Source organism: Coprococcus sp. AF99-45 (assembly GCF_027663865.1).
GTDB classification, from domain to species: Bacteria; Bacillota; Clostridia; order Lachnospirales; family Lachnospiraceae; genus Allocoprococcus; species Allocoprococcus comes.
In genome coordinates, this window is the sequence record NZ_JAQDGZ010000003.1 from 186,197 (window position 1) to 212,550 (window position 26,354).

The window sequence follows — 26,354 nt, forward strand, 5'->3', positions numbered from 1 at the left end:
AAATAAATGTCAGAGAATTGTAATTATGCACCGGTCGAAAAAGTCATTCTGATCGATGACAGAAGAATTGAGATTTATTGGGGCGAACAGATGCGCCGTGCTGATAATGAAAACGATTATCTGGTAAAATACAAAGGGGAAGTACAGGAACTGGTACACTGGACCAGTGATATGACATGGGATTATGGTACGGTATACCAGAAAGAATCCATGCGTACCACACTTTCCCTGGTTCATCCGGTTGATCCGGAATGTGCAGGAGAGGTTACCGTACAGGTTGTCGGAAAGCTGACTGATGTAAAAGACAGACCGGTAGACAATGAAAAGGTCTACCAGACCGTGTATCAGCCATATTATGTAGTCCGCAAAAAAGGGACCTCCGGCATTGTAGTAAAAGCCGGAGAAAAAACAACACCGGCTGTAGTGGATAAAGCACTTGCAATTATTGATATGATGCTTGAAAAGATCCCGGAAGTAGCAGAAGAGCTTGTCCGCAGAGGTGCAGAGGTATCTGTGTTCGGACTGCTTGAGAATGCTTATGATGTCCCGGAGCACAGAATGGGATATCTGCTTGCAACCCGCCACGTGGCAGGTTACGGCGGTGAGATGACGAATCCGGCATCCTCTATTTCAGAGGCAAATGTAATCCGTCTCAGAACCGGAAGATATGCAACCAGTTATCCAAATGAGATGATCCTTGTGCATGAATTCGGACATGCGATCCATCTGGTTGGAATGAATGGTCTGAAAGACCAGACGCTTGCAGACATGATCCGGAAAGCATATCAGCATGCCAGCGACAATGGTTTGTGGCCGGACACTTATGCGATCAGCAATTACGAAGAGTATTTTGCAACCTTAAGTACTGTCTGGTTCAATGTCATGCAGGAAGGTGTTGACGGACGATGGGATGGTATCCGCGGACCGGTCAACACAAGAGAGGAACTGAAGGTCTATGATCCGGAAGGATATGAGCTGATGAAGCACATTTATCCGGAGAAGACACTTCCGGAACCTTGGCATTATAATGTAAACATCTATGATATTGATGGAAAACCATACAAATCATATGATAAAAATATGAAATTCAACTGGGATTTCATTCAGTAGGAGATGGAACAATGAATACACGCATACAGAAAATTGTAGATGCTGTAAAGAAAAATGGTCATGACGGAATTGTGATCAGCAAAGGCAGCGACATCAAGTATCTGACCGGCTTTACCGGAGAATATGGAGTTGCAGTCCTGCTTCTGACAGAAAAGAAAAACTATTTTGTAACCGACGGACGGTTTGAATTCCAGGCCGCACAGGAAACAGAAGGATTTGAAGTTGTTGTCTACGGTGAAGGACTGAATTACTTCAGCCAGACCGGTAAATTGGCGGCAGAAGCAGGGGTAAAACAGTGCGCAATCTGTGGAGCAGATCTTACGTTTGATGATTATCAGGATCTGGTAAGTCAGGCGCCTGATACCAAATTCGTTTCCGAAGGGTCTTATGTAGAGCCTTTACGTGCGATCAAGACACCGGAAGAAATCGAGACGATCGAACAGGCATGCCGGATTTCAGAGAGATCTTTCTATGCACTGCTTGATGTGATCAAACCGGGCGTTACAGAGATCGATATTGCAAATGAACTGGAATATCAGTTCAGAAGCCGTGGCGGCTCCGGATTCTGCTTCGAGACGATCGTAGCATCTGGTCCGGATAACGGAGCAAACTGTCATGCGACAGCATCCGATAGAAAAATCCAGCTTGGTGATTTTGTGACGATTGATTTCGGAACTTATTATCACGGATACTGCTCGGATATTACCCGTACTGTTGCAGTAGGGAAAGCCAAAAATCCGGAGCTTTACAAGATGTTTGACGTAGTCAGAAAAGCAAAGGATGCTGGTCAGAACAGCCTGAAACCGGGAATGGTTATGGGCGAGCTCAGAGATATCATCGTGAAGGTAGTAGAAGATGCAGGCTATCATATTCCACATGGTCCGGGACACAACTTCGGACTGGATATTCATGAACAGCCGTATATCTGTACCGGCAGTAAAGTGACCCTTCAGCCGGGAATGGTTCATACGATCGAACCTGGAATTTACATTCCGGGAATCGGCGGCGTCCGTCAGGAAGATGATTTCCTGATCACAGAAGATGGATACCGCAGAATTACAAATATTACAGATGCTCTGATCACATTGTAATACAAATGTTGTCATCCTAAAAAAGTATAAAGAATTGAGGAAATCCTTATCTGGTGGTTTGCCGGATAAGGGTTTCCTTTTTTGTGGGGACGGCCTGCGAAAGGGAGGTAGTGAGGCAGATTAAAAAAATATAGGGGTGAAGTCCATTGTGCAAACCATTCCGATGAGCCTCTGAAAGCGAAAATTGTGTCAGCAGAGGCTTCCACAATTTTTGAGTCTCATCTCCATTGCACAATAAGTGCCTTCACCCCTATATTTTTTTAAATCTGTCGCTGTAATCTTTGGACGCAGACCTGGGAATCGCAAAAATTTTAATATTGATTGTTAAACGATGTTGTGAGTAAAATGAAAAGTGCAAGTGTATCCGTATAAAGTTTTGGACGTAAAACGGATTAAAAAATGCAAAATATTTAACAGATTCTATGGAAAACGGTTGCGTCGGTTTAAAAAAACAAGTATAATACACTTCAAAATGGTTGCACTTTAAAATATTAAAGAATGAATGCGACGAGAGAGGGGCAGCATGAAAGGGCTGCGTGTATTTGAAAAATAAAGGAATAAAAGAGGGACCAAGGGATGATTATCAGTACGAAATATCTGATTACAGGAGATGGAAAGACCGTTCTTACGGATAAGGCAGTCTATATTGGAGAGGACGGCAAGATCGGAAAAATCGCATCAAAAGAAGAGCTGCTGAAAGAATTTCCGCAGGAGGAAGTTAAGGAATATGGTGATGCGACACTTCTTCCGGGACTTATGGATATGCATGCGCATCTTGCATACGGCTATTCCCAGCCGGACAGCTTTAATTATGGGGCACAGCTGATCATGTTATATGCGTTGCAGCATGCGCAGGCTGCATTTGAAAGAGGGATCACCACGGTGCGGGATATGTCTTCTGCACATGGTGTATGCAAGAATCTGAAACTGGCAGAAAAGAAGGAATTTATCGTGATCCCGAGAATCGTGCATACGGATACCGGAATCTGCATGACGGGCGGACATGCCTGGGATGAAGTCGAGGAAGCGGACGGTCCGTGGGCAATCCGTAAAGAAATCCGTAAGCAGGTTCGCGACGGTGCGGAATGGGTGAAGATCCTGACCACCAACCGCGAATCGTATCCGGAGCTTACCCAGGAAGAACTGGATGCGGCGGTGGATGAATGCCACAGAAGAGGAATCAAGTGTGGCGTGCATGCCGGAACCAATCCGGGGATCCAGATGTGTATTGATGCCGGATTTGACACGATCGAACATGGAACCTTTATGACGCTGGATCATGCAAAGCAGATGGCAGAAAAAGGTATTGCCTGGACACCGACTATCATGGCATATACTTATCTCTATGAACTGTGCAAGGAAAATATCGAGAAGAATGGCGATGCACCGGTCAGTGATCCGGTCATGCAAAAAGAGATGGCAAATTATGAATTCTTTGAACCGGCATACAAAGCGTACCGGGATCATTTTAAAGAATTTTATGATACGGGTGTGACGGTTCTTGCCGGCACCGATATGGTGATGTATCGTTCTCCGCTCTTACCGCTTCCGAGAGAACTGCAATATATGGTGGAATACGGAATTACACCGGTGCAGGCAGTACAGGTGGCAACTTCCAATCCGGCAAAGGTTCTGGGTGTGGAAAAAGAACGCGGACTTGTTGCCGAAGGACTGGATGCAGATCTTCTGGTAGTTGGCGGTGACTTAAGCAGGGATATCACCAGATTAAAAGATGTAAAATTTGTTACACTTGGCGGAAAAAGAGTCTTTGAAGACGGCATCCGTTATGTCGGAACAGGGAATATGTTTATGTAAGAAAAGGCTTCTGCGTTGCAGAGGCTTTTTTGCACGTGAAAATTACTTGTCGAAAATTTAACAAAATAAGAGAAAACTTATCAAAAACAGTTGCGTATTGCATAGAAAGCAAGTATAATATACACGGCAGAAAATTTGATTTAATTATTAAATTTATAAAAATGGAGGGCTAGATTTATGAGCAACACAACATCATCAAACCCGGCGAGCTTAAGAATTGCCAATTTGCTCGATGAGGGAAGCTTTGTTGAAATCGGTGGACAGGTAACTGCAAGAGCAACAGATTTCAACATGCAGGAGAAAAAAGCTCCGACAGATGGCGTCATCACAGGTTACGGTGTAATCGATGGAAACCTGGTATATGTATACAGCCAGGACGCATCTGTACTGAACGGAACCATCGGTGAGATGCACGCAAAGAAGATTGCGAACATTTATGATATGGCAATGAAGATGGGCGCACCGGTGATCGGTCTGATTGACTGCGCAGGACTTCGTCTTCAGGAAGCAACTGACGCACTGAACGCATTCGGAAGCTTCTATTACAAACAGGCTATGGCTTCTGGCGTAATTCCACAGATCACAGCAGTATTCGGCAATTGCGGTGGTGGACTGGCAGCGGCAGCAGCACTTTCTGATTTTACATTCATGGCAGAGAACGGAAAATTATTCGTAAACTCTCCGAACACCATTCCGGGCAACACCGCGGACAAATGCGATACAGCAAGCGCAAAATTCCAGAGTGAAGAATCCGGAATCGTTGACGGCGTAGGAAGCGAAGAAGAAATTCTTGGCGAGATCCGCTCACTCGTAGCAATTCTTCCGGCTAACAACGAAGACAACGATGCATATGATGAATGCACAGATGATCTGAACAGAGTATGTGCAGATCTTGAGAATGCAGCAGAAGATGCAGCACTTGCTCTTTCTATGATCTCTGACAATGGTGTATTCATTGAGACAAAGAAAGCTTATGCAAAAGATATGGTAACAGGATTCATCCGCCTGAACGGAATGACAGTAGGTGCTGTTGCCAACCGCTCAAAAGTATACGATGAAAAAGGCAACACAGCAGAAGAATTCGACGGCACACTCTCAGCAATGGGATGCAAGAAAGCAGCAGCTTTCGTTAAATTCTGTGATGCATTCGGAATTCCGGTACTCACACTTACAAATGTAAAGGGACTCAAGGCAACTGCATGCTCAGAAAAGAACCTTGCAAGAGAGATGGCAGCTCTCACTTATGCATTTGCAGATGCAACTGTACCAAAAGTCAATGTGATCACAGGTAAAGCATTCGGAAGCGCATATGTGACAATGAACAGCAAAGCAATCGGAGCAGACATGGTATACGCATGGCCGGAAGCTGAGATCGGAATGATGGCAGCAGACATGGCTGCGAAGATCATGTACACAGATGCAGATGCAGATACATTAAAAGCAAAGACAGAAGAATACAAAGCACTTCAGTCAAGCCCGCTTTCCGCAGCTGGAAGAGGATATGTAGATACCATCATCGAACCGGCAGATACCAGAAAATATGTGATCGGTGCATTTGAGATGTTATTTACAAAAAGGGAAGAAAGACCATCCAAAAAACACGGAACAATTTAGCGAGGTGAAGCAAAGTGAAGAAAAAGATTAGTTTAGTAGTCGCAGTTCTGGTACTTGTGCTCGGCCTTGCAGGCTGCGGGAATGCCAAGACCGTCAGCTATGACAAAGATACACTGATCCAGTCTTGTGATGCTGTTTTTGATATCATTGAGAGCGGATCCATCACAAGCGACCAGATCACAGAGATGTCAGACTGGAATCAGGGATATCTGATGGCACAGTTTGAAAGCCAGACCGGTGTGCAGATGGAAGCAGACACTTTCGCAACTGCACTGGAAGGATGGAAAGCATCCCTGGAAGAATGCGGCGATTATGAAAGCCATAAAGATTATGAATTCGAGGCATCTTCTACAGGTGTTACGGTAACTGCACCGGCAACATTTTCTGACAGAAGTGCAGACCTGGAATTCGTATTCGATGAGAATATGACTCTGGAATCATTTACAGTCAATGCTCATTACGGCATGAGCGAAATCCTTGAAAAAGCGGGACTTAACACATTACTTGGTATGGGAACTGTATTCGTAATGCTTATTTTCATGAGCTTTATCATTTCCCTGATCAAATACGTTCCTGCATTACTTAACGGTACATCCAAGAAGAAAAAAGAAGAAGCTCCGAAGGCAGCACCGGCTCCGGCAGTGGCAGCAACTGTAGAAGAAGCAGAAGAAATGGATGATACCGAACTTGTTGCAGTTATCGCAGCAGCGATCGCAGCAGCAGAAGGAACTACTACAGACGGATTTGTAGTACGTTCTATCAAGAGAAGAAAATCAAACAAATGGAATGCATAGTGCGAATAGAATCAGGAGGATTTAAAGATGAAAAACTATACAATCACAGTTAACGGCAACGTATATGATGTTACAGTAGAAGAAAACGGAAACGGAGCAGCTGCAGCACCAGTAGCAGCACCAAAGGCAGCTCCGAAAGCAGCACCGAAGGCAGCTCCAAAAGCAGCAGCCGGAGCTGGAAGCATCAAGGTAGAAGCAGGTGCAGCCGGAAAAGTATTTAAGATCGAAGCAAGCGTAGGACAGAAAGTATCCCGCGGTGATGCAGTTCTTATCGTAGAAGCAATGAAGATGGAAATTCCTGTTGTAGCTCCGGAAGACGGAACAGTTGCAAGTATCGATGTAGCAGTAGGTGATGCAGTAGAAGCAGGACAGACACTGGCTACATTGAACTAAGGAGCAACATCCTTTTGAAAAACAGGAGGTTATAACATGGAATATATCACTAACACACTGGGAAACCTCGTGCAGCAGACTGCGTTCCTCAACCTGACTTGGGGTAACTACATTATGATCGCAGTTGCATGTTTTTTCCTTTATCTTGCAATCAAGCATGGGTTTGAACCGCTTCTGCTTGTACCGATTGCATTTGGTATGCTCCTGGTAAATATTTACCCGGATATCATGCTTCATGCAGAAGATTCGGCTAACGGAACGGGCGGACTTTTGTATTACTTCTTCCAGCTGGATGAGTGGTCTATTCTCCCGTCACTTATTTTCATGGGTGTCGGTGCGATGACAGACTTCGGACCGCTCATTGCCAACCCGGCGAGCTTCCTCCTCGGTGCGGCAGCACAGTTTGGTATTTTCGCAGCTTATCTTGGTGCGATGGCTCTTGGTTTCTCTGATAAGGCAGCAGCTGCTATCTCCATCATCGGTGGAGCAGACGGACCGACATCCATCTTCCTTGCAGGTAAGCTCCAGCAGACGGCTCTGATGGGACCGATCGCCGTGGCGGCGTACTCGTACATGTCACTGGTTCCGATCATCCAGCCGCCGATCATGAAGCTTCTCACAACAGAGAAGGAAAGAAAGATCAAAATGGGACAGCTTCGTCCGGTTACACAGCTTGAGAAAATCCTGTTCCCGATCATCGTAACCATCGTTGTATGTATGATTCTTCCGACAACAGCTCCTCTGGTAGGTATGCTGATGCTTGGTAACCTGTTCAAAGAATCCGGTGTTGTAAGACAGCTGACAGAGACCGCATCCAACGCAATGATGTACATCGTAGTTATCCTGCTTGGTACATCTGTAGGTGCTACTACAAGTGCAGAGGCATTCTTAAATGTCAGCACACTTAAGATCGTACTACTTGGTCTGATCGCATTCGCATTCGGTACCGCAGCAGGTGTCCTGTTTGGAAAACTGATGTGCGTAGCCACACATGGCAAGGTAAATCCGCTGATTGGTTCAGCCGGAGTATCTGCCGTACCTATGGCAGCCCGTGTATCTCAGAAAGTAGGAGCGGAAGCAGATCCGACCAACTTCCTTCTGATGCATGCAATGGGACCGAACGTAGCCGGAGTTATCGGAACAGCCGTAGCAGCCGGAACATTTATGGCTATTTTCGGAGTAATGTAGCAACAGGAAGCGATTTGCTTGCTTGCAAGGGCAAATCGCGGTTGCTGTTGAAATGTCAGACTGTGCCATCAGGCACAGAAGGAAACCGTCAGGTTTCCTTAGCGCTGCGAGCAGCGCGTATCTGACAGTGAGATAACAATCCTGGAGCTTAATAAACCTTATAATAATTGGAGGAAGATATAATGGCAGCAATTGAAAAGAAACCGATTAAGATTACGGAAACAGTTCTGCGTGATGCGCATCAGTCCCTGATCGCAACAAGACTTACCACAGAACAGATGCTTCCGATCGTAGATAAAATGGACAAAGTCGGATATCATTCCGTAGAGTGCTGGGGCGGAGCTACATTTGATGCATCCCTTCGTTTCCTGCATGAAGATCCATGGTCAAGACTTCGTAAATTCCGTGACGGATTCAAGAACACCAAACTTCAGATGCTCTTCCGTGGACAGAACATTCTTGGATACCGTCCATACGCAGATGATGTAGTAGAATACTTCGTTAAAAAATCTGTTGCAAACGGAATCGATATCATTCGTATTTTTGACTGTCTGAATGACCTTAGAAACCTTCAGACAGCAGTAAAAGCAGCTAACGCTGAGAAAGCAGAAGCACAGATCGCGCTTTCTTACACACTTGGAGATGCTTACACCTTGGATTACTGGGTAGACATCGCAAAGAGAATCGAAGATATGGGTGCAAACTCTATCTGTATCAAAGATATGGCAGGACTTCTTCTTCCGTACAAGGCAACAGAACTTGTCGGAGCATTAAAAGAAGCTGTTGATATCCCGATCCAGCTGCATACACATTACACATCAGGTGTTGCTTCAATGACATACTTAAAAGCAGTTGAAGCCGGTGTAGACGTGATCGATACCGCTATTTCACCGTTCGCACTTGGAACTTCTCAGCCGGCAACAGAAGTTATGGTTGAGACATTCAAGGGAACACCTTATGATACAGGATTTGACCAGAATCTTCTGGCTGAGATCGCTGATTACTTCCGTCCGATCCGTGACGAAGCACTTGACAGCGGACTTCTCAATCCGAAGAACCTTGGTGTTAACATCAAGACTCTTCTGTACCAGGTACCGGGTGGAATGCTTTCCAACCTTACTTCCCAGCTCAAAGAGCAGGGAGCAGAAGACAAGTTCTACGACGTACTTGAAGAAGTACCGAGAGTTCGTAAAGACCTTGGTGAACCACCGCTGGTTACTCCGTCATCACAGATCGTTGGTACACAGGCAGTATTCAATGTCCTGATGGGCGAACGCTACAAGATGGCAACAAAAGAGACGAAAGACATCCTGAGCGGAAAATACGGTGCAACTGTTAAACCGTTCAACCCGGATGTTGTTCAGAAAGTACTCGGAGACAATCCGGAAGTTATCACATGCCGTCCGGCAGATCTGATTCCGGATGAACTCGGAACTCTTGAAAAAGAGATGGAACAGTACAAAGAGCAGGATGAAGACGTACTCAGCTACGCACTCTTCCCGCAGGTAGCTACAGACTTCTTCAAATACCGCGAGGCACAGGAGAAGAAAGTAGATGCTACAATTGCAAAAGACGGAAGTTATCCGGTATAATAGCGACGAACTGACGAAAGCTGTTACAGACAGTATTTTGTGAGCAAAACGTAACTTCAGGAGCCATAAAATTCGAGTTGAATTTTATGGCTCTTTTGCTTATAATAAAAAGGGTTGTGACCTTATTTATAATAGAAGTAAATGATTTTATAAAAAGGCACGTTTCTTATTTGGAGGCAAATTGTGAGCACAAAAAATGAGTTACTGATTAGAATTGATGAGAAATATCCGAAGTTCAGCAAGGGACAGAAGCGGCTTGCGGATTACATCAAAGAAAATTATGATAAAGCAGCCTTCCTGACGGCTGCAAAGATGGGAGAGGCAGTCGGTGTCAGCGAATCAACGGTTGTCCGTTTCGCAACACAGCTTGGATATAAAGGCTATCCCGAATTCCAGAAAGCACTGGGAGAACTGGTGCGTACCAAGTTGAATTCTATCCAGCGTATGGAAGTGACCTACGGACGGATCGACCGGAGCGAGATCCTGGCGACGGTTCTGCAGTCTGATATCGAGAAGATCAAGCAGACATTGGAATCTGTGGACAATCATGCATTTGAGCTGGCGGTGGATACGATCCTTGCGGCAAAAAAGGTTTATGTGATCGGAATCCGAAGCTGTGCACCGCTGGCAAAATTCCTGACTTTCTATCTGAATCTGATCTGTGAAGATGTGGTAGAGGTCGATACCAACAGTTCCAGCGAGATTTTTGAGCAGCTGATCCGGATCGGGGAAGAAGATGTGATCATCGGGATTAGTTTTCCGCGATATTCCATGCGTACTTTAAAAGCACTGGAATTTGCCAGCAACCGGAAAGCAAAGGTAATAACCTTGACCGACAGTGTGAATTCACCGATGAATCTCTATTCCTCCTGCAATCTGATCGCCAAGAGTGATATGGCATCTATCGTAGATTCCCTGGTTGCACCGCTCAGTGTGATCAATGCACTGGTGGTTGCACTTTGTATGAAGAAGCAGGATGATGTCATCGAGACGCTGGAGACACTGGAGGACATCTGGGACGAATATCAGGTTTATTCCAGAGATGAGCTGGAGCCTGTAGAAGATGAGGTAAGGATCAAATGAGTAAAGTACTGATCGTAGGGGGCGGAGCTGCCGGTATGTTCGCATCGATCTTTGCGGCGAAAAATGGCAATGAAGTCCACGTATTTGAGAAAAATGAAAAACTTGGAAAGAAGCTTTTCATCACGGGAAAAGGCAGATGCAATGTCACCAATGCCTGTGACGTGGATGAACTTTTCCAGAATATGGTATCCAATGAGAAATTCATGTACAGCAGTTTTTACGGATTTACCAACCAGGATGTGATGGATTTCTTTGAAAATGCAGGATTGCGTCTGAAGACAGAGCGTGGCAACCGTGTATTTCCGCAGTCGGATCATTCTTCGGATGTTATCCGCACACTGGAGCTGGAAATGAAGCGAAATGGAGTACACATCCATCTTTATTCCAATGTAGAAAAGGTTGTGGCAGAGGATGGAAGATTTTCCTATCTTGTCATGGCAGATGGAAGCAAAGAAGAAGGGGATGTCTGCATTATCGCAACCGGTGGTGTCAGCTATCAGACAACAGGTTCCACCGGAGATGGCTATCGCTTTGCAGAAGCGATGGGACACAAGATCACCGAACCTGCACCTTCCCTGGTTCCGATGAATGTCAGAGAAGAGTACATTCCGGCACTGATGGGGCTTTCCCTCCGGAATGTCCAGGCAACGGTCTATGACGGAAAGAAAGAGCTGTACAGTGATTTCGGAGAAATGTTATTCACCCACTTTGGAGTAAGCGGACCACTGATCATCAGTGCGAGTGCCTATGTAGGTAAAATCCTGCAGAAAAAGCATGAGTTAAAGCTGGTCATCGACCTGAAGCCGGCACTTTCCGAAGAGCAGCTGGATGCGAGAGTGCTGCGGGAATTTGATGCAAACCATAATAAACAGTTTAAAAATGCAGTTACCGGACTGTTTCCGGCAAAATTACTTCCGGTCATGATCCACTTAAGCGGCATTGATCCGGAGAAGAAGGTCAATGTGATCACAAAAGAAGAGCGGATGAATTTCGTCCATCTGATCAAGCATTTTACTGTGACATTGACCGGGCTTCGAGATTTCAAAGAGGCAATTATTACACGGGGCGGCGTAAAAGTCAAAGAAGTCAATCCGTCTACGATGGAGTCAAAGCTGGTACAGGGACTGTATTTTGCAGGGGAAGTGCTGGATTTGGATGCACTGACCGGCGGATTCAATCTGCAGATCGCATGGTCGACTGCATATGCGGCAGGAAGTAATATCTGGTAGTTTTTGGATTATAGATATCGCACAGCAATCCAGAGATGGCGTAAACAGGAAAATGTGAGTGAAACAGGGAGGATATAAAATGGGATATAATATCGCAATTGACGGACCGGCAGGTGCCGGAAAGAGCACGATCGCAAAACTGGTTGCAAAGGAACTGGGATTCATCTATGTAGATACCGGGGCAATGTACCGCGGACTTGCCGTACATTTTCTGAAAAAAGGGATCGTACCGGGAGAAGTAGAGAAGATCGAGGCAGCATGCGAGGATGCAAAGGTAGAGCTTGGTTATGAAAATGGTGTGCAGCAGGTCTATTTGAATGGAGAAAACATCACTTCACAGCTTCGTGAGGAAGCGGTTGGAAATATGGCATCCGTGAGCTCGGCAGTACCGGCAGTCCGTGCAAAGCTTCTGGATCTGCAGAGGAATCTTGCAAAAGAAAAAGATGTCGTTATGGACGGAAGAGATATCGGAACCAATGTACTTCCGAATGCGGACGTTAAAGTGTATCTGACTGCAAGTGTAGAATGCCGCGCAATGCGCCGGTTCAAAGAACTGGAAGGAAAAGGAGAAGCCTGTGATTTTGAACAGATCAGGCAGGATATCCAGGAAAGAGACGAGCGCGATATGACAAGAGAGATCGCACCGCTTAAGCAGGCTGAAGATGCAACGCTGATCGACAGCTCTGAGATGGGAATTGACGATGTGGTGAAGGCAATTATTGCATTGACAAAGTAGAAAATCTGTCAGAAATCAGATTGCAGCAGCAAAAAAAGGTGATTGTTGTATGGAAAGAGTAAAAATCTATAATTGAAAATACAATAATTGATAAATAATTAAAAAGTCATTAGTTTTTAGAAAAAAGTACATAAAACTAATGACTTTTTTGTGCGGAAAGTCGATAAAATGTCGAAAAAGAGAATTGTACATGGAGATTGCTTTACCTTTTATACGAAATATGTTATAAATGTTAGAGAAGAAAAATTACGAAAGTAATGTTTAAGAGGGTTGGGTTCACTTATGTACAGAAAGAAAACTTCCAGTTGGTTAAAACACTGGGATTTTATTTTGTTAGATTTAATATTGTTGGAATTATCTTATTTACTTGCTCACTGGTTATATCATGGGACTGCATATTACAGAGAAGCACCGCTTTACCGGAATGTGTTTTTTGCGATAGCGGCGATCGATCTGGTTGTGGGACTGATGATGGGAAGTTACAAGGGCATCTTAAGAAGAGGGTACTGGTTGGAGACTAAGGCAGTCGCAAAGCACGCAATCATCGTGACCGTGTGTGTGATTGCTTATTTGTTTGCAATGAAAGAGTCGAGCAATTACTCACGAGTTGTTATATTTGCATTCCCAATCATATCGATCTGCGTATTATATATAGGAAGGATTTTGTTGAAAAAATGGCTTTCCAAGCACAGAGGCCCTGCATCAGGGAAAAGAGCGATCCTTCTGATCGGTGGAAAAAAGAATTATAGAGAAATTGTGGAGGCATTTACCAGCAATCCCTACAGTGAGTTTCATGTAATGGGAATTGGAATTATTGATGCAAAAGAAAATGAAATTCCAAATTATCATGGATTCCCGGTATTTTGTGGAGAGAGTGCGATTGAAGATTTTGCACAGTTGAACTGGGTGGATGAAGCACTTTTCAGCATTCCGACAGAGCTTGCGCTTCCGGATAAAATGATCAAAAATTTCGGTATCATGGGAATTACCATACATATCAAGCTGGCAAGAGTTGCGGATGATTCTTCCAATCAGATTGTGGAAAAGCTGGAAGGATATACAGTGCTTTCGACCAGCATCAATATGGTAAGCGCCGGTCAGCTGATCTTCAAAAGGACGATGGATATCTGCGGAGGACTGGTTGGAATGCTACTGACAGGTATCATTTTTATCTTTGTAGCACCAATCATTTATATTAAGTCACCGGGACCGATTTTCTTCAAACAGGTGCGAATCGGAAAAAATGGCAAAAAATTCAACATTTACAAATTCCGAAGCATGTATATGGATGCAGAAGAGCGGAAGAAAGAGCTGATGGCGCAGAACGATATCAAAGATGGTATGATGTTCAAGATGGATAATGATCCACGTATCATCAAGGGAATCGGTAATTTTATCCGTGATTACTCTCTGGATGAATTTCCACAATTCTGGAATGTACTCATAGGTGACATGAGCCTTGTGGGAACCAGACCGCCAACAGTGGACGAGTGGGAGAAATACGAGATGCATCACCGCTCCAGACTGGCATTCAAGCCGGGACTTACCGGTATGTGGCAAGTCAGCGGAAGAAGTAATATCACAGACTTTGAAGAAGTTGTAAGACTGGATACCGAGTATATTAAAAAGTGGAGTCCGGGGTTGGATATTATGATTCTGTTTAAGACCGTGGCTGTTGTGCTGGGGAAGGTTGGATCGAAGTAGGATTGTTGTAAAAGGTCAATAAAAAGCATACGAAATGCTGAAAAGGCTACTTCTTTTAAGTATGTAGAGTGCAGAAATGTCTACTCAACAAAAGTACATAGATATAAAGGAGCAGAGGGGACAATATTGGTTGGAGAACATTATGAAAGATAAATTTGCAGTGTCCATGTTCGGACAAAAAAGACTGTCCCGTGAGGGCGGGATAGAGATTGTTGTAAAAGAACTGTGCACCAGAATGGCACGAGATGGATGTCGGGTTACCTGTTACAACAGATCTGGTCATCACGTGAGTGGTGCAGAGTATGACAATAAAATTGAATATGATGGAATCCGACAGAAATTTGTTCCAACTATTGAAGGAAAAGGTCTTGCAGCGGTGAGTTCTTCTTTCTTTGCGGCTCTGTACAGTGCTTTTGGAAAATATGATGTGGTACATATCCATGCAGAAGGTCCAGCTTTTTTTTCATGGATTCCAAAGATGTTTGGAAAGAGGGTTGTGGTTACCATTCATGGTATAGACTGGCAACGGGAAAAATGGAAGTCAGGATTTGGCTCTAAATTCATCCGTCAGGGTGAAAAGAATGCTGTAAAATATGCAGATGAAATCATCGTTTTGAGTAAAGGTGTTCAGGATTATTTCAGAGATACCTATGGCAGGGAGACACATTTCGTTCCGAATGGAGTGAACAGACCAGAAACCCGAGAAGCTGGTTTAATAACAGAAAAATTTGGACTGACGAAAGATTCCTACATATTATTTCTTGGTCGACTGGTACCGGAAAAAGGTATCCGGTATTTGGTTGAAGCGTTCAAGGATGTCAAAACAGATAAAAAGCTGGTCATCGCAGGCGGTTCCAGTGATACAGATTCCTTTATGAAGGAATTGAAAGAACTGGCGAAGGGTGACGATCGGATTCTCTTTACCGGATTTGTGCAGGGAGCGATGCTGGATGAATTATACAGTAACGCTTACATCTATACGCTGCCGTCTGATCTGGAAGGAATGCCATTAAGTCTTCTGGAAGCCATGAGTTATGGAAATGCTTGTCTGGTATCTGATATACCGGAATGTACCGAGGTGGTAGAAGATAAAGCAATCATATTCCGAAAATCCAATATCAAGGACCTGACAGAAAAACTGCAGGACGCATGTGATGATATTCGGAAGGTAGGAAAGTTAAAAGAACAGGCAGCCGACTTTATCTGTGCAAAATACAACTGGGATGAAGTAGTGGATAAAACACTTGCATTGTATGAGGAGAAGAGCCGATGAGAGTATTAATAATAAATAAATTTTTATATCCGAATGGCGGATCGGAGACGTACATATTTAAGCTGGGTGAGGCACTGGAGCAGCACGGACACGAGGTTCAGTACTTTGGTATGGAACACGAAGGCCGCTGTGTGGGCAACCGTGTCAATGCTTATACATCTGATATGGACTTCCACGGCGGCAGCAAACTGAGCAAGCTGACTTACCCGATCAAAACTATCTACAGTAAGGAAGCAAGAGTACAACTGAGAAAAGTACTAGACGACTTCAAGCCGGATGTCTGTCACCTGAACAATTTTAACTACCAGCTGACACCTTCCATCATTCTGGAAATCGTGAAGTGGCGTAAGGAGACCGGAAGGGATTGTAAGATCATCTTCACGGCACATGACTACCAGTTGGTCTGCCCGAACCACATGCTGAACAATCCGAACACCCACCAGAACTGTGAGAAGTGCCTCGGCGGCCATTTTGTGAACTGCATGAAAGGAAAGTGCATCCACGGTTCCACGGCGAAATCTGCCATCGGCATGATAGAGGCTGAGTTCTGGAAGTGGAAGGGCACCTATAAGTACATTGACACTATGATCTGCTGCTCTGAGTTCATGAAGAGCAAGATGGACAGCAACCCGCTGTTTGCAACGAAGACCGTGGCAATGCACAACTTCATCGACAAGGTGGAGTGGAAAGAAACACCGAAGAAAGACTACGTCCTCTACTTCGGCCGCTTCTCAGAGGAGAAGGGTATCGGTACCCTCATCAAGGTCTGTAAGGAACTCCCGGATGTGCAGTTCATCTTCGCCGGTACTGGCCCGCTGGAAGAGACAGTAAATGGTATTAAGAACATCAAGAACGTTGGCTTCCAGAAAGGCGAGGCACTGGAGAAGCTGATTCGTGAGGCACGGTTCTCCATTTATCCTTCTGAGTGGTATGAGAACTGCCCGTTCTCCGTGATGGAATCCCAGATGTACGGCACGCCGGTGCTGGGAGCTGAGATAGGTGGTATCCCGGAGCTGATTCGGGTTGGCAAGACCGGTGAGCTGTTTGAAAGCGGAAATGCCGAAGATCTGAAGAAGAAAATCGAGAAGCTCTGGGGTGATAAGAAGCTGTGTGAACAGTATAGCAAGAACTGCAAGGACATCAGTTTCGATACCATCGATGAGTATTACGAGAAAATTATGAAGGTTTATAGATAAAAAAATTAATGGAACCATTTGTTGTGTGATGTAGGTGTGAGGTTTCCTCACATTAAAGCATTGCATTATAGTGCGCTTGGTTTTCAAAATGAGAAATATTTCCGAGGTGAAAAATGAGCTTGAGTTTTGTTTTGCCATGCTACAATGTGATGAAATATTTGCCGAAATGCTTAGATAGTATCTTTAAAAATGATTGTAGTGATATTGAAATTGTATTGGTGAACGATGGCTCTTCTGATGATATCGGGGGGGGCTAAGCCAATATTTTAATAAGAACAATTGTGATCACAATATAGAATTTGAGTACAAGGATGCATGGATTAAAATAATTCACACATGTAATTGTGGTGTTTCAGCAGCAAGAAATACAGGGATTGAAAATGCAACAAGCGATTACATTGTATTTATTGATCCAGATGATACTGTGAAGGAAAATTATTTTTCCACGATAAAGGCGTTTATGACATCGACAAGCGTAGATGTTGCCATTTTGGGATTCCATCAAATTGTAGAAGATAAAGATGGAAATGTAGTGAAGGAAGGAGAAGTTTTTCCGCAAAAGAATTACATTTCTAATTCAGTCGAAGAAACAGTAAGAACTGTTCTTCCAAAATATCTTGGATATTCAGTTGAGGACATCTTGGAATGGGTGAAGTCAAAAGAGGCGATATCGAAAAGACTTGAATGGGGAGCTGTTTGGCGAAATGTGTATCGTAGAGATTTTCTGAACAAAAATCAAATCCGTTTTAATCCTTCAATTCGATTGAATGAAGATAGTATGTTCAATGCAATGTGCTTTTCACGAGCACAAAAAATTAGAACACTGAATAAGGGATTTTATTGCTATACGATTCGTCCATCCGGTGCTTTTATGAAAAAACGAGATGCAGAACTAGTGGGAAATAAAATGGCATTGCTCGAGGCGCGTAGTAACATTGTGAATGATCTGAATGAAAGAGGCTTTAATTTTTCTGTTAAAGACTATGCAGGATCAAATGTTATGTCCTGCTTTGAACTGATAATTAAGATGCCTTTTTCTGCAAGAAGAGAGACGAAAAAGTATATCAGCAATCTGCTCGTTAAAGAGTCTATAAAAATTTTACCGTTTACAGGGCGAAAAAAAGTAGATATTCCGCTTTTAGCGTTGAAATGCAACTTACAAGCCTTGATGATATATGCGGTGAATCTTGGTAAACTTTTTGGAGTTCAATTTCAACTATAAATTATATATTTATGTCATCAATTGAGACGAACATTAGGAAAAAATGATAAAGGTGTATCAGTAAGACTGGTATGTGAGGAGAGAATTTGTGGATACAAAAGCGGATCGATATGAGGGAATAGATGGATTGAAGGCGTATGCCATTATTGGCATTGCGTTGATGCATGTCCTCGCAAATGGAGAATATGGTATAGGAGGATTTGTGTTTGAACGGCTAATACCATCTTTCACAAACCTCGTTTTCCTTTTTATGATGGTCAGTGGTTTTGGAATGTGCTGCGGCTATTACCAGAAAATTATTGACCAGAAGATCAGCGTAGAAGATTTTTACAAGAAACGGTACATCAAAATCTGGCCGTACTTTGCACTGCTTTGTGCATTGGACTTTGTGATTTCACCGAGCAAGGAATCCTTGTTTGAAGTTTTCGCAAACTTGACTTTATGTCAGGGACTTCTGCCAAATGCGAATATTACGGTCATTGGTGTGAGTTGGACACTGGCGGTTATTTTTGTGTTCTACATGCTGTTCCCGTTTTTCTGCTTCCTGATTGGAAATAAGAAGAGAGCGTGGGGCGTAGCAGTTGTGGCACTGATGTTTAACTGGCTGTGTTCTTCCTATTTCAGCGCAGGAAGAGGCAATATTGTCTATGATGCGATTTACTTTATTGCAGGTGGTTTGGTATTTCTTTATCGGAAGGAACTGGTCGAGTTCGCATCAAAGTACAAGGTTATCGCCGGAGCGATTCTGCTGATTGCCACGGTTTCCTATTTTGCCGTAGGTGGCTATACGCTCATGATGTTGTTTTTCTGTGTAGCAGCGCTGATCTATACCCTCGGCTGTAGAACAGGGGGAGTACTGGTCAATCCGGTTGCCAAGTTCCTCGGCGGTATCAGCTTCGAAATTTATCTGTGCCACATGGTAATTTATCGTGTGCTTGAGAAGCTGCACCTTGTTCATCTATTTGGAAATGGTCTGCTGGCATATATCTTCACAGCTGTTGCAGTCATCTGTGGGTCGGTTGTGTTCTCGGTATGTGCCAAGTGGTTCTTAAATAAAATCGAAACATTCTTAAAAGAGAGAGTTAGGAGAGTTAATCATGTCTGAAGAAAAGAAGTTAAATGGTACGGTCATCGTCACTTATCGCTGCAACGCTCGTTGCTCTATGTGTAATCGTTATAAAGCACCTTCCAAGCCGGAAGAGGAAATCAGCATCGAAACCATCAAGAAGCTGCCGAAGATGTACTTCACAAATATCACCGGCGGAGAGCCGTTCATCCGCACCGACCTGAAGGATATCGTACGTGAGCTGTACAAGAAGTCTGACCGTATCGTTATTTCCACGAACGGTTTCTTCACTGACCGTATCGTTGACCTGTGCAAGGAGTTCCCGCAGATCGGTATTCGTATCTCTATCGAGGGTCTGGAGCAGACCAACAACGAGATCCGTGGTCTGCAGAACGGCTATCAGCGTGGTTACGGCACGCTGAAGAAGTTGCGTGAAATGGGCATGAAGGACGTTGGCTTCGGCATGACTGTTCAGGATAAAAATGCTCCTGATCTGGTTCCTCTGTACAAGATTTCCGATGAGATGGGCATGGAGTTTGCAACAGCATCTCTGCATAACAGCTTCTACTTCGTTGAGGCCAAGAACATCATCCACGACCGTCCGATGGTTGCTAAGAACTTCGAGAATCTGGTTAACGAACTGCTTCGTAGCAACAGCCCGAAGAAGTGGTTCCGTGCTTACTTTAACCACGGTCTGATCAACTACATCTACGGCCAGAAGCGTCTGCTGCCTTGCGACATGAGCTTTGATACCTTCTTCATTGACCCGTATGGCGATGTTATGCCTTGCAATGGTACCAAGGATAAGGAAGTCATGGGCAACCTGAACAATCAGACCTGGGATGAGCTGTGGAACAGCCCGGAGGCCGAGAAGGTTCGTGCAAAGGTTCGCTGCTGTGATCGGGACTGCTGGATGATCGGTAGTGTAAGTCCTGCTATGCACAAGTACATCTGGAAGCCCGCTACTTGGGTTTTGGTTCACAAGTTTAAGGCTCTGTTCACTAAGCATCCGTACAGCATGTACGAACTGAAGATTTGCCGTGACTACCGTAATGGTAAGGTTACCAAAGAGGATCTGGATAAGTGCAGCACCTGCGATATGAACTGTGTGATCAACAACGGTCTGAGTGAAGCATCCAAGGAACAGCTGAAGCATAAGACTGGCGAGGAAATCGTGGATGCTGATATTGCACAGCAGATGGAGACGAAGTGATGAATATCCTGTATATAGCTTATTCATGTAACCCTTTTGCTGGAAGTGAAGATAAAATTGGTTGGTGCGTTCCTTATGAAAGTTCAAAAACAAATAAAGTCTATGTGATCACAAAAGAAGAGCAACGTGAGCCAGTCGAAAAATATTTGCAGAGTCACCCACTTGAAAATATAAAGTTTTATTATGTTGACATCCCGAATTTTTACAAGAAAATCTTCAAGGGATTTATGTATTCTGGAAGACTTAATGTGTGGAATAGACGGGTGCTTCCTCTTGCAAAGAAAATCTGTGCGGATCAAAAAATTGACATTATACATCAGATTACGCCAATTGAGTTCCGTGCAATTGGAGACTATGGAAAGATAGCAAATATAAAATTTGTCTGTGGGCCACTTGGTGGAGGAGAGTCTTTGCCTAATGGGTTAAAAAATTACGCAAAGGGACATGAAATTATTGAAGTCGTCCGTTCAGGAATAAATCGCTGGTATCGTTTTAAGCTGAGAATCACGGGGAAACTAAATCGCTGCGATTATATTATGTTTGCAAATAAAGAGACTCAAAAATTCCTCGTGGGGGGCAGAGAACTGAACTGTCCGTATGAATTAGTCTTTGACAATGGATTGAGACCGGACGAATTAGTGAACTGGACAGAAAAGGAAAAGTGAATGAAGAACTACAATGTAAGTGATGAACCAGTAACTAAGGTAGCGGTAGATATAGACGATATTAAGGATACTAGCAGAGAAAAAAGCTTAAATAAAGAATGCGTTTTTCTGATGGCTGGAAGAATGATATATCGAAAGGGCTTAGATTTCCTTTTTGATGCATTGATGAGAATTCCGCAGGAAACTAGATATCAGGTTAGGGTTGTAGGCGATGGCCCAGAGCTTGAGCATCTGCGTAAACGCTGTAAGGATGACTTGAACTTGTCTGAGCATGTGTATTGCATGGGGTCCATTCCCTATATGGAAATGGAAAAGGAATATGCATGTGCGGATGTATTTATTATGCCAAGCATTCGAGAGACAACAGGCACGGTCTTATTGGAGGCAATGTCAAAGGGTATTCCAGTTATTACGATTAACAAGTTTGGTGGAGCAACTCTTTTTGATGAAAATACCGGTTGGCTTTATGAAGGAAATTCGAAGGAAGAATACATTGAGAATTTGAAAAAGGCTATTCTTGAATGTATTGCTAATCCTGATGAAGTAACAAGACGTGGAAAAAACGCACGAAAGAAAGCAGAAAAGTATACTTGGCAGGAAAAAAATAAGAAGTATCAGGCAATATATGAGGAAGTGCTGAAAAAGTAAGATGTGCAGCATAGAGGAGAGGTTGAAATGGTTGGAGTATGCATAAAATATATGCATGAAAATTACGGAGGCATATTGCAAGCATATGCAACTGTTAGTTATTTGGAAAATCAGAATATAGAGTATGAGTTGATTCGATATACTAGAAAGAAGACTGTGACAGAAGCACTGAAAGATGTGCCGCGTCTTTTTAATGCAGTTTGGTTTAATAGCAGGTATGAGGGAATTCAGAGAAAACTTAGTCTAAAAAAACATCCTGAGTACGCAAAAAACAATCAAATTCGTATGAAAGCATTTGCTGGGTTTAAAAAATGGGCGTTTAAGGATTTCTCCGATGAGTATGTCGGTTATGCAGCATTACGCAAGGGTGGGAAGAAATACTCGGCGGTTATAACAGGAAGTGATCAGCTTTGGAGTCCGGCAGGATTGCCGACGAATTATTACAATTTGATGTTTGTTCCGGATGACACGCTAAAAATTTCAATTGCTTCTAGTTTTGGAGTAAAGGAAATTCCGTGGTATCAAAAGAAAAGAACGATACAGTATTTGAACCGCATCGAATACATTAGTATGCGTGAGAATCGAGGAAGTGAGATTGTCAAGGAATTGACTGGTCGAGATGTTCCTACGATTTTAGATCCTGTTTTCTTATTGAATAAAAATGAATGGCTGGAGAGAATTCCTAATAAGAGAGAAATCAATGAGCCATATATTTTTGCATACTTCCTTGGCACCACACAGGAATATCGCAATGCAGTAAAGAGCTTAGCTCACGACAAGGGTCTAAAAGTCGTTGCATTGAGACACATGGATCAGTATGTAGAAGAAGATGAAAACTTTGGAGATTTTGCTCCATATGACGTGAGTCCAGAGAGATTTCTGAATCTACTGCGAAATGCAGAGTATGTCTGCACGGATTCCTTCCATGGAACAGCATTTTCTATTCTTAATGAAAAGCAGTTTGTGGTATTTAACAGATATGCTGAAAATTCCAGCTTTTCAAAAAATTCTCGTATTGATACCCTGTGTGTGAATTTTGGTCTAGAAAGTCGGCGTTATAAAAATGGAATGGACTTATTTGACGTTGTAAAAGACGATATTGATTATAAAGCTGTAGGGGAAAAATATAAAAACCTTAAGATGGTAACAGATCAATATTTAAATACTGTATTGAAAGAAATTAGAAAGCGTGTGTAATCGTGCCGAAATAAGAATATGAAATAATGCATGAGATTGTCGCCGCGAAAGGATAAATATTATATGAATAATGAAGTAGTTAGAGTATTGGTGACATCTCCGCTTGGTGTTGGAGGTGTAACTAATATGATGATTCATATCCAGGAACACCTGGATAAATCTAAAATTAATTTTGACTATCTTGTGTTTCATGATAGGCACGAACCTATGGAAGACAAAGTCCTTTCATTGGGAAGTAAAAAGTATGTTGCTTCAGCGGATAATGTGAAATTTAGACCTTTTAGAAGAATTTGGAGAATTAATGAAATTCGGAAAGTCTGCAAGAGAAATCATATTAAAATCCTACATTATAATGCGGATTGTGCAGCAGATATGACAAATATTATTGGCGCAAAATTGGGTGGGGTTCAATATATTACAATACATAGTCACAATGCTGGCTTTGGAGCAGCAGGTAATGGAATTCGATTTATGAGCAAAATCTTAAAGCCATTAATTCCACTCTTTTGCAATAACTTTTATGGCTGTTCAGAACTAGCTGCAAAATTTCTATTTCCGAGGTCGATTATTGAATCTGGTAGGTATTCAGTACTTCCGAATGGAATTGATTTGGAGAAATATGATTATGATGAAGCTGCTCGTCGAGAAATACGAAAAAAGCTGAATCTGGAAGGTAAGTATGTTGTAGGACACGCTGGAAGGTTTTCTGATCAAAAAAATCACAGCTTTTTGCTGGATATCTTTCAAGCAGTACATCGAAAAAATCCAAATACTGTGTTACTTTTGTTTGGCGTTGGTGAATTACAAGAAGCGATGAAAAATAAGGCTAGGACATTAGGAATTGAAGACGCTGTAATTTTTTATGGGGCTTCAAATGAAATGAATAAAATGTGGCAGGCAATGGATGTATTTGTAATGCCATCTTTACATGAAGGTCTTCCGGTCACGGGGGTTGAGGCACAGGCGAGCGGATTGCCATGTGTTTTCTCCGATGCAATAACAAAAGAAGTAGGATTAACTTCAAATACAGAATTCCTTTCTCTTCAAGAAAAACCAGATGTGTGGGCGGAACATGTTTTGAAGTATATGAATGTGCAAAGGAAAAGTGAAAGAAAAATATTGGAACAGGCAGGTTATGATATTCAGCAGACAGCAGATACACTTGCACAACTGTATTTGAATGTTGCTGAAAAACTATAAAGGATGGAAGGATATATGATTCAAATAAAAAGCAAATTGGATTGTTGTGGCTGCACTGCCTGTACAAATTCTTGTCCTAAAAGCGCAATTGCGATGGTTCCTGACGAAGAAGGTTTTCTGTATCCTAAAATTGATATGAGACGTTGTGTTGAATGTGGAGCATGCGAAAGAGCATGCCCGATTCTTAATAAAAAAACGGCAATATCTGAAAAAACAGAAGGATACATTATTAGAATTAAGGATACTAAAATTCTCTATGAGAGTACATCTGGTGGTGCATTCACGGCTTTGGCAGATTATATTCTTGAGCAGAATGGTGTAGTTTACGGAACTGGATACGACAAAGACATGAGAGTAGTATGCAAAAGGGCTGCTACTAAGCAACAGTTGCAGGATATGCGAGGCTCCAAATTTGTTCAAAGTGATCTTAGGAATGTTTTTCAAGATATTAAAAAAGAATTAAAAGAAGGCACGACTATTTTGTTTTCTGGGACACCCTGTCAAGTGGCAGGGCTGCTTAGTTTTTTAAGGAAAAAACCAGACAACCTTTTATGTGTGGATTTTGTTTGCCGAGGTGTACCATCCCCTGGCTTGTGGGATAACTATGTGAAGTATATGGAAAACAAATATAGCTCGAAAATAGTTGGGGCTCGTTTTAAACACAAAACATATGGCTATCACACAAGCACGATGAAAATAGATTTTGCAAATGGGAAAACCTATTATGGGTCTGGTAGAGTCGATCCATATATGAAGGCATTTGTAAGAGAAATTTCATCGAGACCATCTTGTTCAGCATGTGCTTTTAAAGGAATTGAAAGACCAAGCGATATTACAGTCTTTGATTGTTATGAATATTCAAAAATAACCGGCAAAAAAGATGATAATAGAGGGTATTCATCCATATTTGTACATACTGAAAAAGGTCGACAGATTTTAGAAGTTATAAAATCACATATTGAAATTCAAAAAGAAGATGTAAATAGGCTTGTGACGGAAAATGGCGTTATGGTTTGCAATAGTGCAAAACCACATCCTAGACGGGTTGAATTTTACCAGCTGGCTGAACATTATCCAATTGATAAGGCCTTGAATAAAATTGATCCAATTACATTAAAGGATAAAATAATTGAAAAATCTAAAAGATTTCTATTCAAAACAGGTCTAATAACTGTTGCACGCCATTTAAAAAAAGGAAAAAAAGTTGAGGTTGTTGAGAATAAGTAATCGGATTGCTTCGATTTATTCACACACATATTTGAAGATGGAGAGTGTAAGATTTTTGAATAGAATGATTCTATGGGAGGACACCAATGCCACATATTAGTGTTATTATCCCTGTCTATAACGCAGGAAATTATATAGTTGATACTTTAAATTCAGTTTTGCAACAAACATTGAAAGATATAGAAGTTATTGTCGTAAATGACGGATCTAATGATCAATCTCTTGCTGAATGCTATAGATTACAAGAGATTGATAAGCGCATTATCATAATAAATCAAGATAATCAAGGCGTATCAAAAGCTCGTAATGTAGGAAAGCAAAATGCAACAGGTGACTATATTATTTTTATAGATGCTGACGATGAACTTGATTGCAGAATGCTTGAGATTTTATATACTCAAGCAAGGAAAACTGATTCAGATATATCTGTGTGTGGAGTTGATAAGATTTTTGAAAAAAAGCAAGAGGAGAAGAAACAGTATCATTGCAATTATGAGGAAATTGCTGTTGATCAGGCGATAGAATGGCTGTTGTTGGGCCAAAAAATTGAGTCGGGCGCATGGAATAAGTTGTTTAAAGCTTCTACGATCGAGGATGTTCATTTTGAAGAAGGTAAGAAGATAAATGAAGATAAATATTTTGTATTTAGATCTCTGCTGAAAAGTAAAAAAATAGTCTATTGTGCTGAAAAATTGTATTATTATTATTGCAGGGAAAATTCGGTGACTAATCAATCCTTCTCTGAAAGATGGTTCGATTCACTGTACTTTGCGGATAGAATATATGAAGAACTTAAAGGCCGTAATAATTTGGAAGTCTTTGCAAGATATCAATTATTGATTGCATACTACACTGTTCTACGTAGGATGTATCCTTTCAGAAATCAATACAAAAAGGAGTATCAGCTAGTTATTGATAAAATTAAATCTACTAGTTTTAAATCAGTGCTTTCATATATGGACAAAAAACAAGTGTTTGGTGTTTTATCTATAAAATATTGCATTCTTTTGTATAAATTTATGAGGTGTGTTTCAAAATGATTATCTTGGAAAAACGTGCTGCAGAGAGAATGTATTTTGTATGAAAAATCTATTTGCT

The 26,354-nt window shown here is 42.4% G+C and carries 24 protein-coding genes; all 24 read left to right on the forward strand.

All coding sequences use genetic code 11. From position 1 onward, the window contains the following. The first annotated feature begins 6 nt into the window (after nucleotides 1-6). Nucleotides 7-1,110 (forward strand): hypothetical protein, encoded by a 1,104-nt coding sequence (locus tag PGR14_RS03920; RefSeq protein WP_173686276.1) that lies wholly within the window; start codon nucleotides 7-9, stop codon nucleotides 1,108-1,110. Between the two features lie 11 nt (nucleotides 1,111-1,121). Continuing rightward, the gene (locus PGR14_RS03925; protein WP_055247096.1) at nucleotides 1,122-2,201 is read left to right on the forward strand and encodes a M24 family metallopeptidase; all 1,080 of its coding nucleotides are present in this window, start codon (nucleotides 1,122-1,124) and stop codon (nucleotides 2,199-2,201) included. A 576-nt stretch (nucleotides 2,202-2,777) separates the two neighbouring features. Next, nucleotides 2,778-4,016, forward strand: coding sequence for an amidohydrolase family protein (locus tag PGR14_RS03930; RefSeq protein WP_270222987.1), 1,239 nt, complete (start codon nucleotides 2,778-2,780; stop codon nucleotides 4,014-4,016). 177 nt (nucleotides 4,017-4,193) lie between these two features. Beyond that, complete coding sequence (locus PGR14_RS03935; protein ID WP_270222988.1) at nucleotides 4,194-5,630, forward strand: acyl-CoA carboxylase subunit beta; 1,437 nt, start codon at nucleotides 4,194-4,196, stop codon at nucleotides 5,628-5,630. 14 nt (nucleotides 5,631-5,644) lie between these two features. Then, nucleotides 5,645-6,424 carry an OadG family transporter subunit gene (locus PGR14_RS03940; RefSeq protein ID WP_270222989.1) on the forward strand — a complete coding sequence of 260 codons (780 nt, stop codon included), beginning with the start codon at nucleotides 5,645-5,647 and terminating at the stop codon, nucleotides 6,422-6,424. Nucleotides 6,425-6,451: 27 nt separating this feature from the next. Further along, the gene (locus PGR14_RS03945; protein ID WP_008369209.1) at nucleotides 6,452-6,817 is read left to right on the forward strand and encodes a biotin/lipoyl-containing protein; all 366 of its coding nucleotides are present in this window, start codon (nucleotides 6,452-6,454) and stop codon (nucleotides 6,815-6,817) included. A 36-nt stretch (nucleotides 6,818-6,853) separates the two neighbouring features. After that, nucleotides 6,854-8,005: a sodium ion-translocating decarboxylase subunit beta gene (locus PGR14_RS03950; RefSeq protein WP_008369207.1), complete on the forward strand. Its 1,152-nt coding sequence runs from the start codon at nucleotides 6,854-6,856 to the stop codon at nucleotides 8,003-8,005. A gap of 182 nt (nucleotides 8,006-8,187) precedes the next feature. Next, the gene (locus PGR14_RS03955; protein WP_173686279.1) at nucleotides 8,188-9,597 is read left to right on the forward strand and encodes an oxaloacetate decarboxylase subunit alpha; all 1,410 of its coding nucleotides are present in this window, start codon (nucleotides 8,188-8,190) and stop codon (nucleotides 9,595-9,597) included. A 183-nt stretch (nucleotides 9,598-9,780) separates the two neighbouring features. Continuing rightward, nucleotides 9,781-10,680, forward strand: a complete 900-nt coding sequence (locus PGR14_RS03960; protein ID WP_022219915.1) for a MurR/RpiR family transcriptional regulator — start codon at nucleotides 9,781-9,783, stop codon at nucleotides 10,678-10,680. Then, complete coding sequence (locus PGR14_RS03965; protein WP_195255093.1) at nucleotides 10,677-11,909, forward strand: NAD(P)/FAD-dependent oxidoreductase; 1,233 nt, start codon at nucleotides 10,677-10,679, stop codon at nucleotides 11,907-11,909. Before PGR14_RS03960 ends, PGR14_RS03965 begins: the two co-directional genes overlap by 4 nt. Before the next feature lie 79 nt (nucleotides 11,910-11,988). Continuing rightward, nucleotides 11,989-12,645 carry a (d)CMP kinase gene (cmk, locus tag PGR14_RS03970; protein ID WP_055247106.1) on the forward strand — a complete coding sequence of 219 codons (657 nt, stop codon included), beginning with the start codon at nucleotides 11,989-11,991 and terminating at the stop codon, nucleotides 12,643-12,645. A 282-nt stretch (nucleotides 12,646-12,927) separates the two neighbouring features. Further along, a complete protein-coding gene (locus tag PGR14_RS03975; RefSeq protein WP_055296749.1) occupies nucleotides 12,928-14,349 on the forward strand; it encodes a sugar transferase in 1,422 nt (473 codons plus the stop codon). Between the two features lie 142 nt (nucleotides 14,350-14,491). After that, nucleotides 14,492-15,622: a glycosyltransferase family 4 protein gene (locus PGR14_RS03980; protein WP_270222990.1), complete on the forward strand. Its 1,131-nt coding sequence runs from the start codon at nucleotides 14,492-14,494 to the stop codon at nucleotides 15,620-15,622. Continuing rightward, nucleotides 15,619-16,818 carry a glycosyltransferase gene (locus tag PGR14_RS03985; protein ID WP_270222991.1) on the forward strand — a complete coding sequence of 400 codons (1,200 nt, stop codon included), beginning with the start codon at nucleotides 15,619-15,621 and terminating at the stop codon, nucleotides 16,816-16,818. Before PGR14_RS03980 ends, PGR14_RS03985 begins: the two co-directional genes overlap by 4 nt. Nucleotides 16,819-16,931: 113 nt before the next feature. Continuing rightward, entirely contained in the window at nucleotides 16,932-17,075 is a 144-nt protein-coding gene (locus PGR14_RS16370; RefSeq protein WP_442872479.1) for a glycosyltransferase family 2 protein, read from the forward strand. Between the two features lie 71 nt (nucleotides 17,076-17,146). Beyond that, on the forward strand, nucleotides 17,147-18,040 hold the full coding sequence (locus tag PGR14_RS03990) for a glycosyltransferase (protein ID WP_270223028.1): 894 nt from the start codon (nucleotides 17,147-17,149) through the stop codon (nucleotides 18,038-18,040). A gap of 88 nt (nucleotides 18,041-18,128) precedes the next feature. After that, nucleotides 18,129-19,145 carry an acyltransferase family protein gene (locus PGR14_RS03995; RefSeq protein WP_270222992.1) on the forward strand — a complete coding sequence of 339 codons (1,017 nt, stop codon included), beginning with the start codon at nucleotides 18,129-18,131 and terminating at the stop codon, nucleotides 19,143-19,145. Beyond that, nucleotides 19,138-20,319, forward strand: a complete 1,182-nt coding sequence (locus PGR14_RS16220; RefSeq protein WP_270222993.1) for a radical SAM protein — start codon at nucleotides 19,138-19,140, stop codon at nucleotides 20,317-20,319. Before PGR14_RS03995 ends, PGR14_RS16220 begins: the two co-directional genes overlap by 8 nt. Further along, nucleotides 20,319-20,984, forward strand: a complete 666-nt coding sequence (locus PGR14_RS04005) for a hypothetical protein (protein ID WP_270222994.1) — start codon at nucleotides 20,319-20,321, stop codon at nucleotides 20,982-20,984. The genes PGR14_RS16220 and PGR14_RS04005 overlap by 1 nt, the downstream gene beginning before the upstream one ends. Then, complete coding sequence (locus PGR14_RS04010) at nucleotides 20,985-21,632, forward strand: glycosyltransferase family 4 protein (protein WP_270222996.1); 648 nt, start codon at nucleotides 20,985-20,987, stop codon at nucleotides 21,630-21,632. Between the two features lie 27 nt (nucleotides 21,633-21,659). Next, nucleotides 21,660-22,829: a polysaccharide pyruvyl transferase family protein gene (locus PGR14_RS04015; RefSeq protein WP_270222997.1), complete on the forward strand. Its 1,170-nt coding sequence runs from the start codon at nucleotides 21,660-21,662 to the stop codon at nucleotides 22,827-22,829. Between the two features lie 63 nt (nucleotides 22,830-22,892). Further along, nucleotides 22,893-24,029 (forward strand): glycosyltransferase, encoded by a 1,137-nt coding sequence (locus tag PGR14_RS04020; protein WP_270222998.1) that lies wholly within the window; start codon nucleotides 22,893-22,895, stop codon nucleotides 24,027-24,029. 15 nt (nucleotides 24,030-24,044) lie between these two features. Continuing rightward, entirely contained in the window at nucleotides 24,045-25,256 is a 1,212-nt protein-coding gene (locus tag PGR14_RS04025; RefSeq protein WP_270222999.1) for a Coenzyme F420 hydrogenase/dehydrogenase, beta subunit C-terminal domain, read from the forward strand. Between the two features lie 86 nt (nucleotides 25,257-25,342). Further along, nucleotides 25,343-26,296, forward strand: coding sequence for a glycosyltransferase family 2 protein (locus tag PGR14_RS04030; RefSeq protein ID WP_270223000.1), 954 nt, complete (start codon nucleotides 25,343-25,345; stop codon nucleotides 26,294-26,296). The last annotated feature ends 58 nt before the right edge of the window (nucleotides 26,297-26,354 follow it).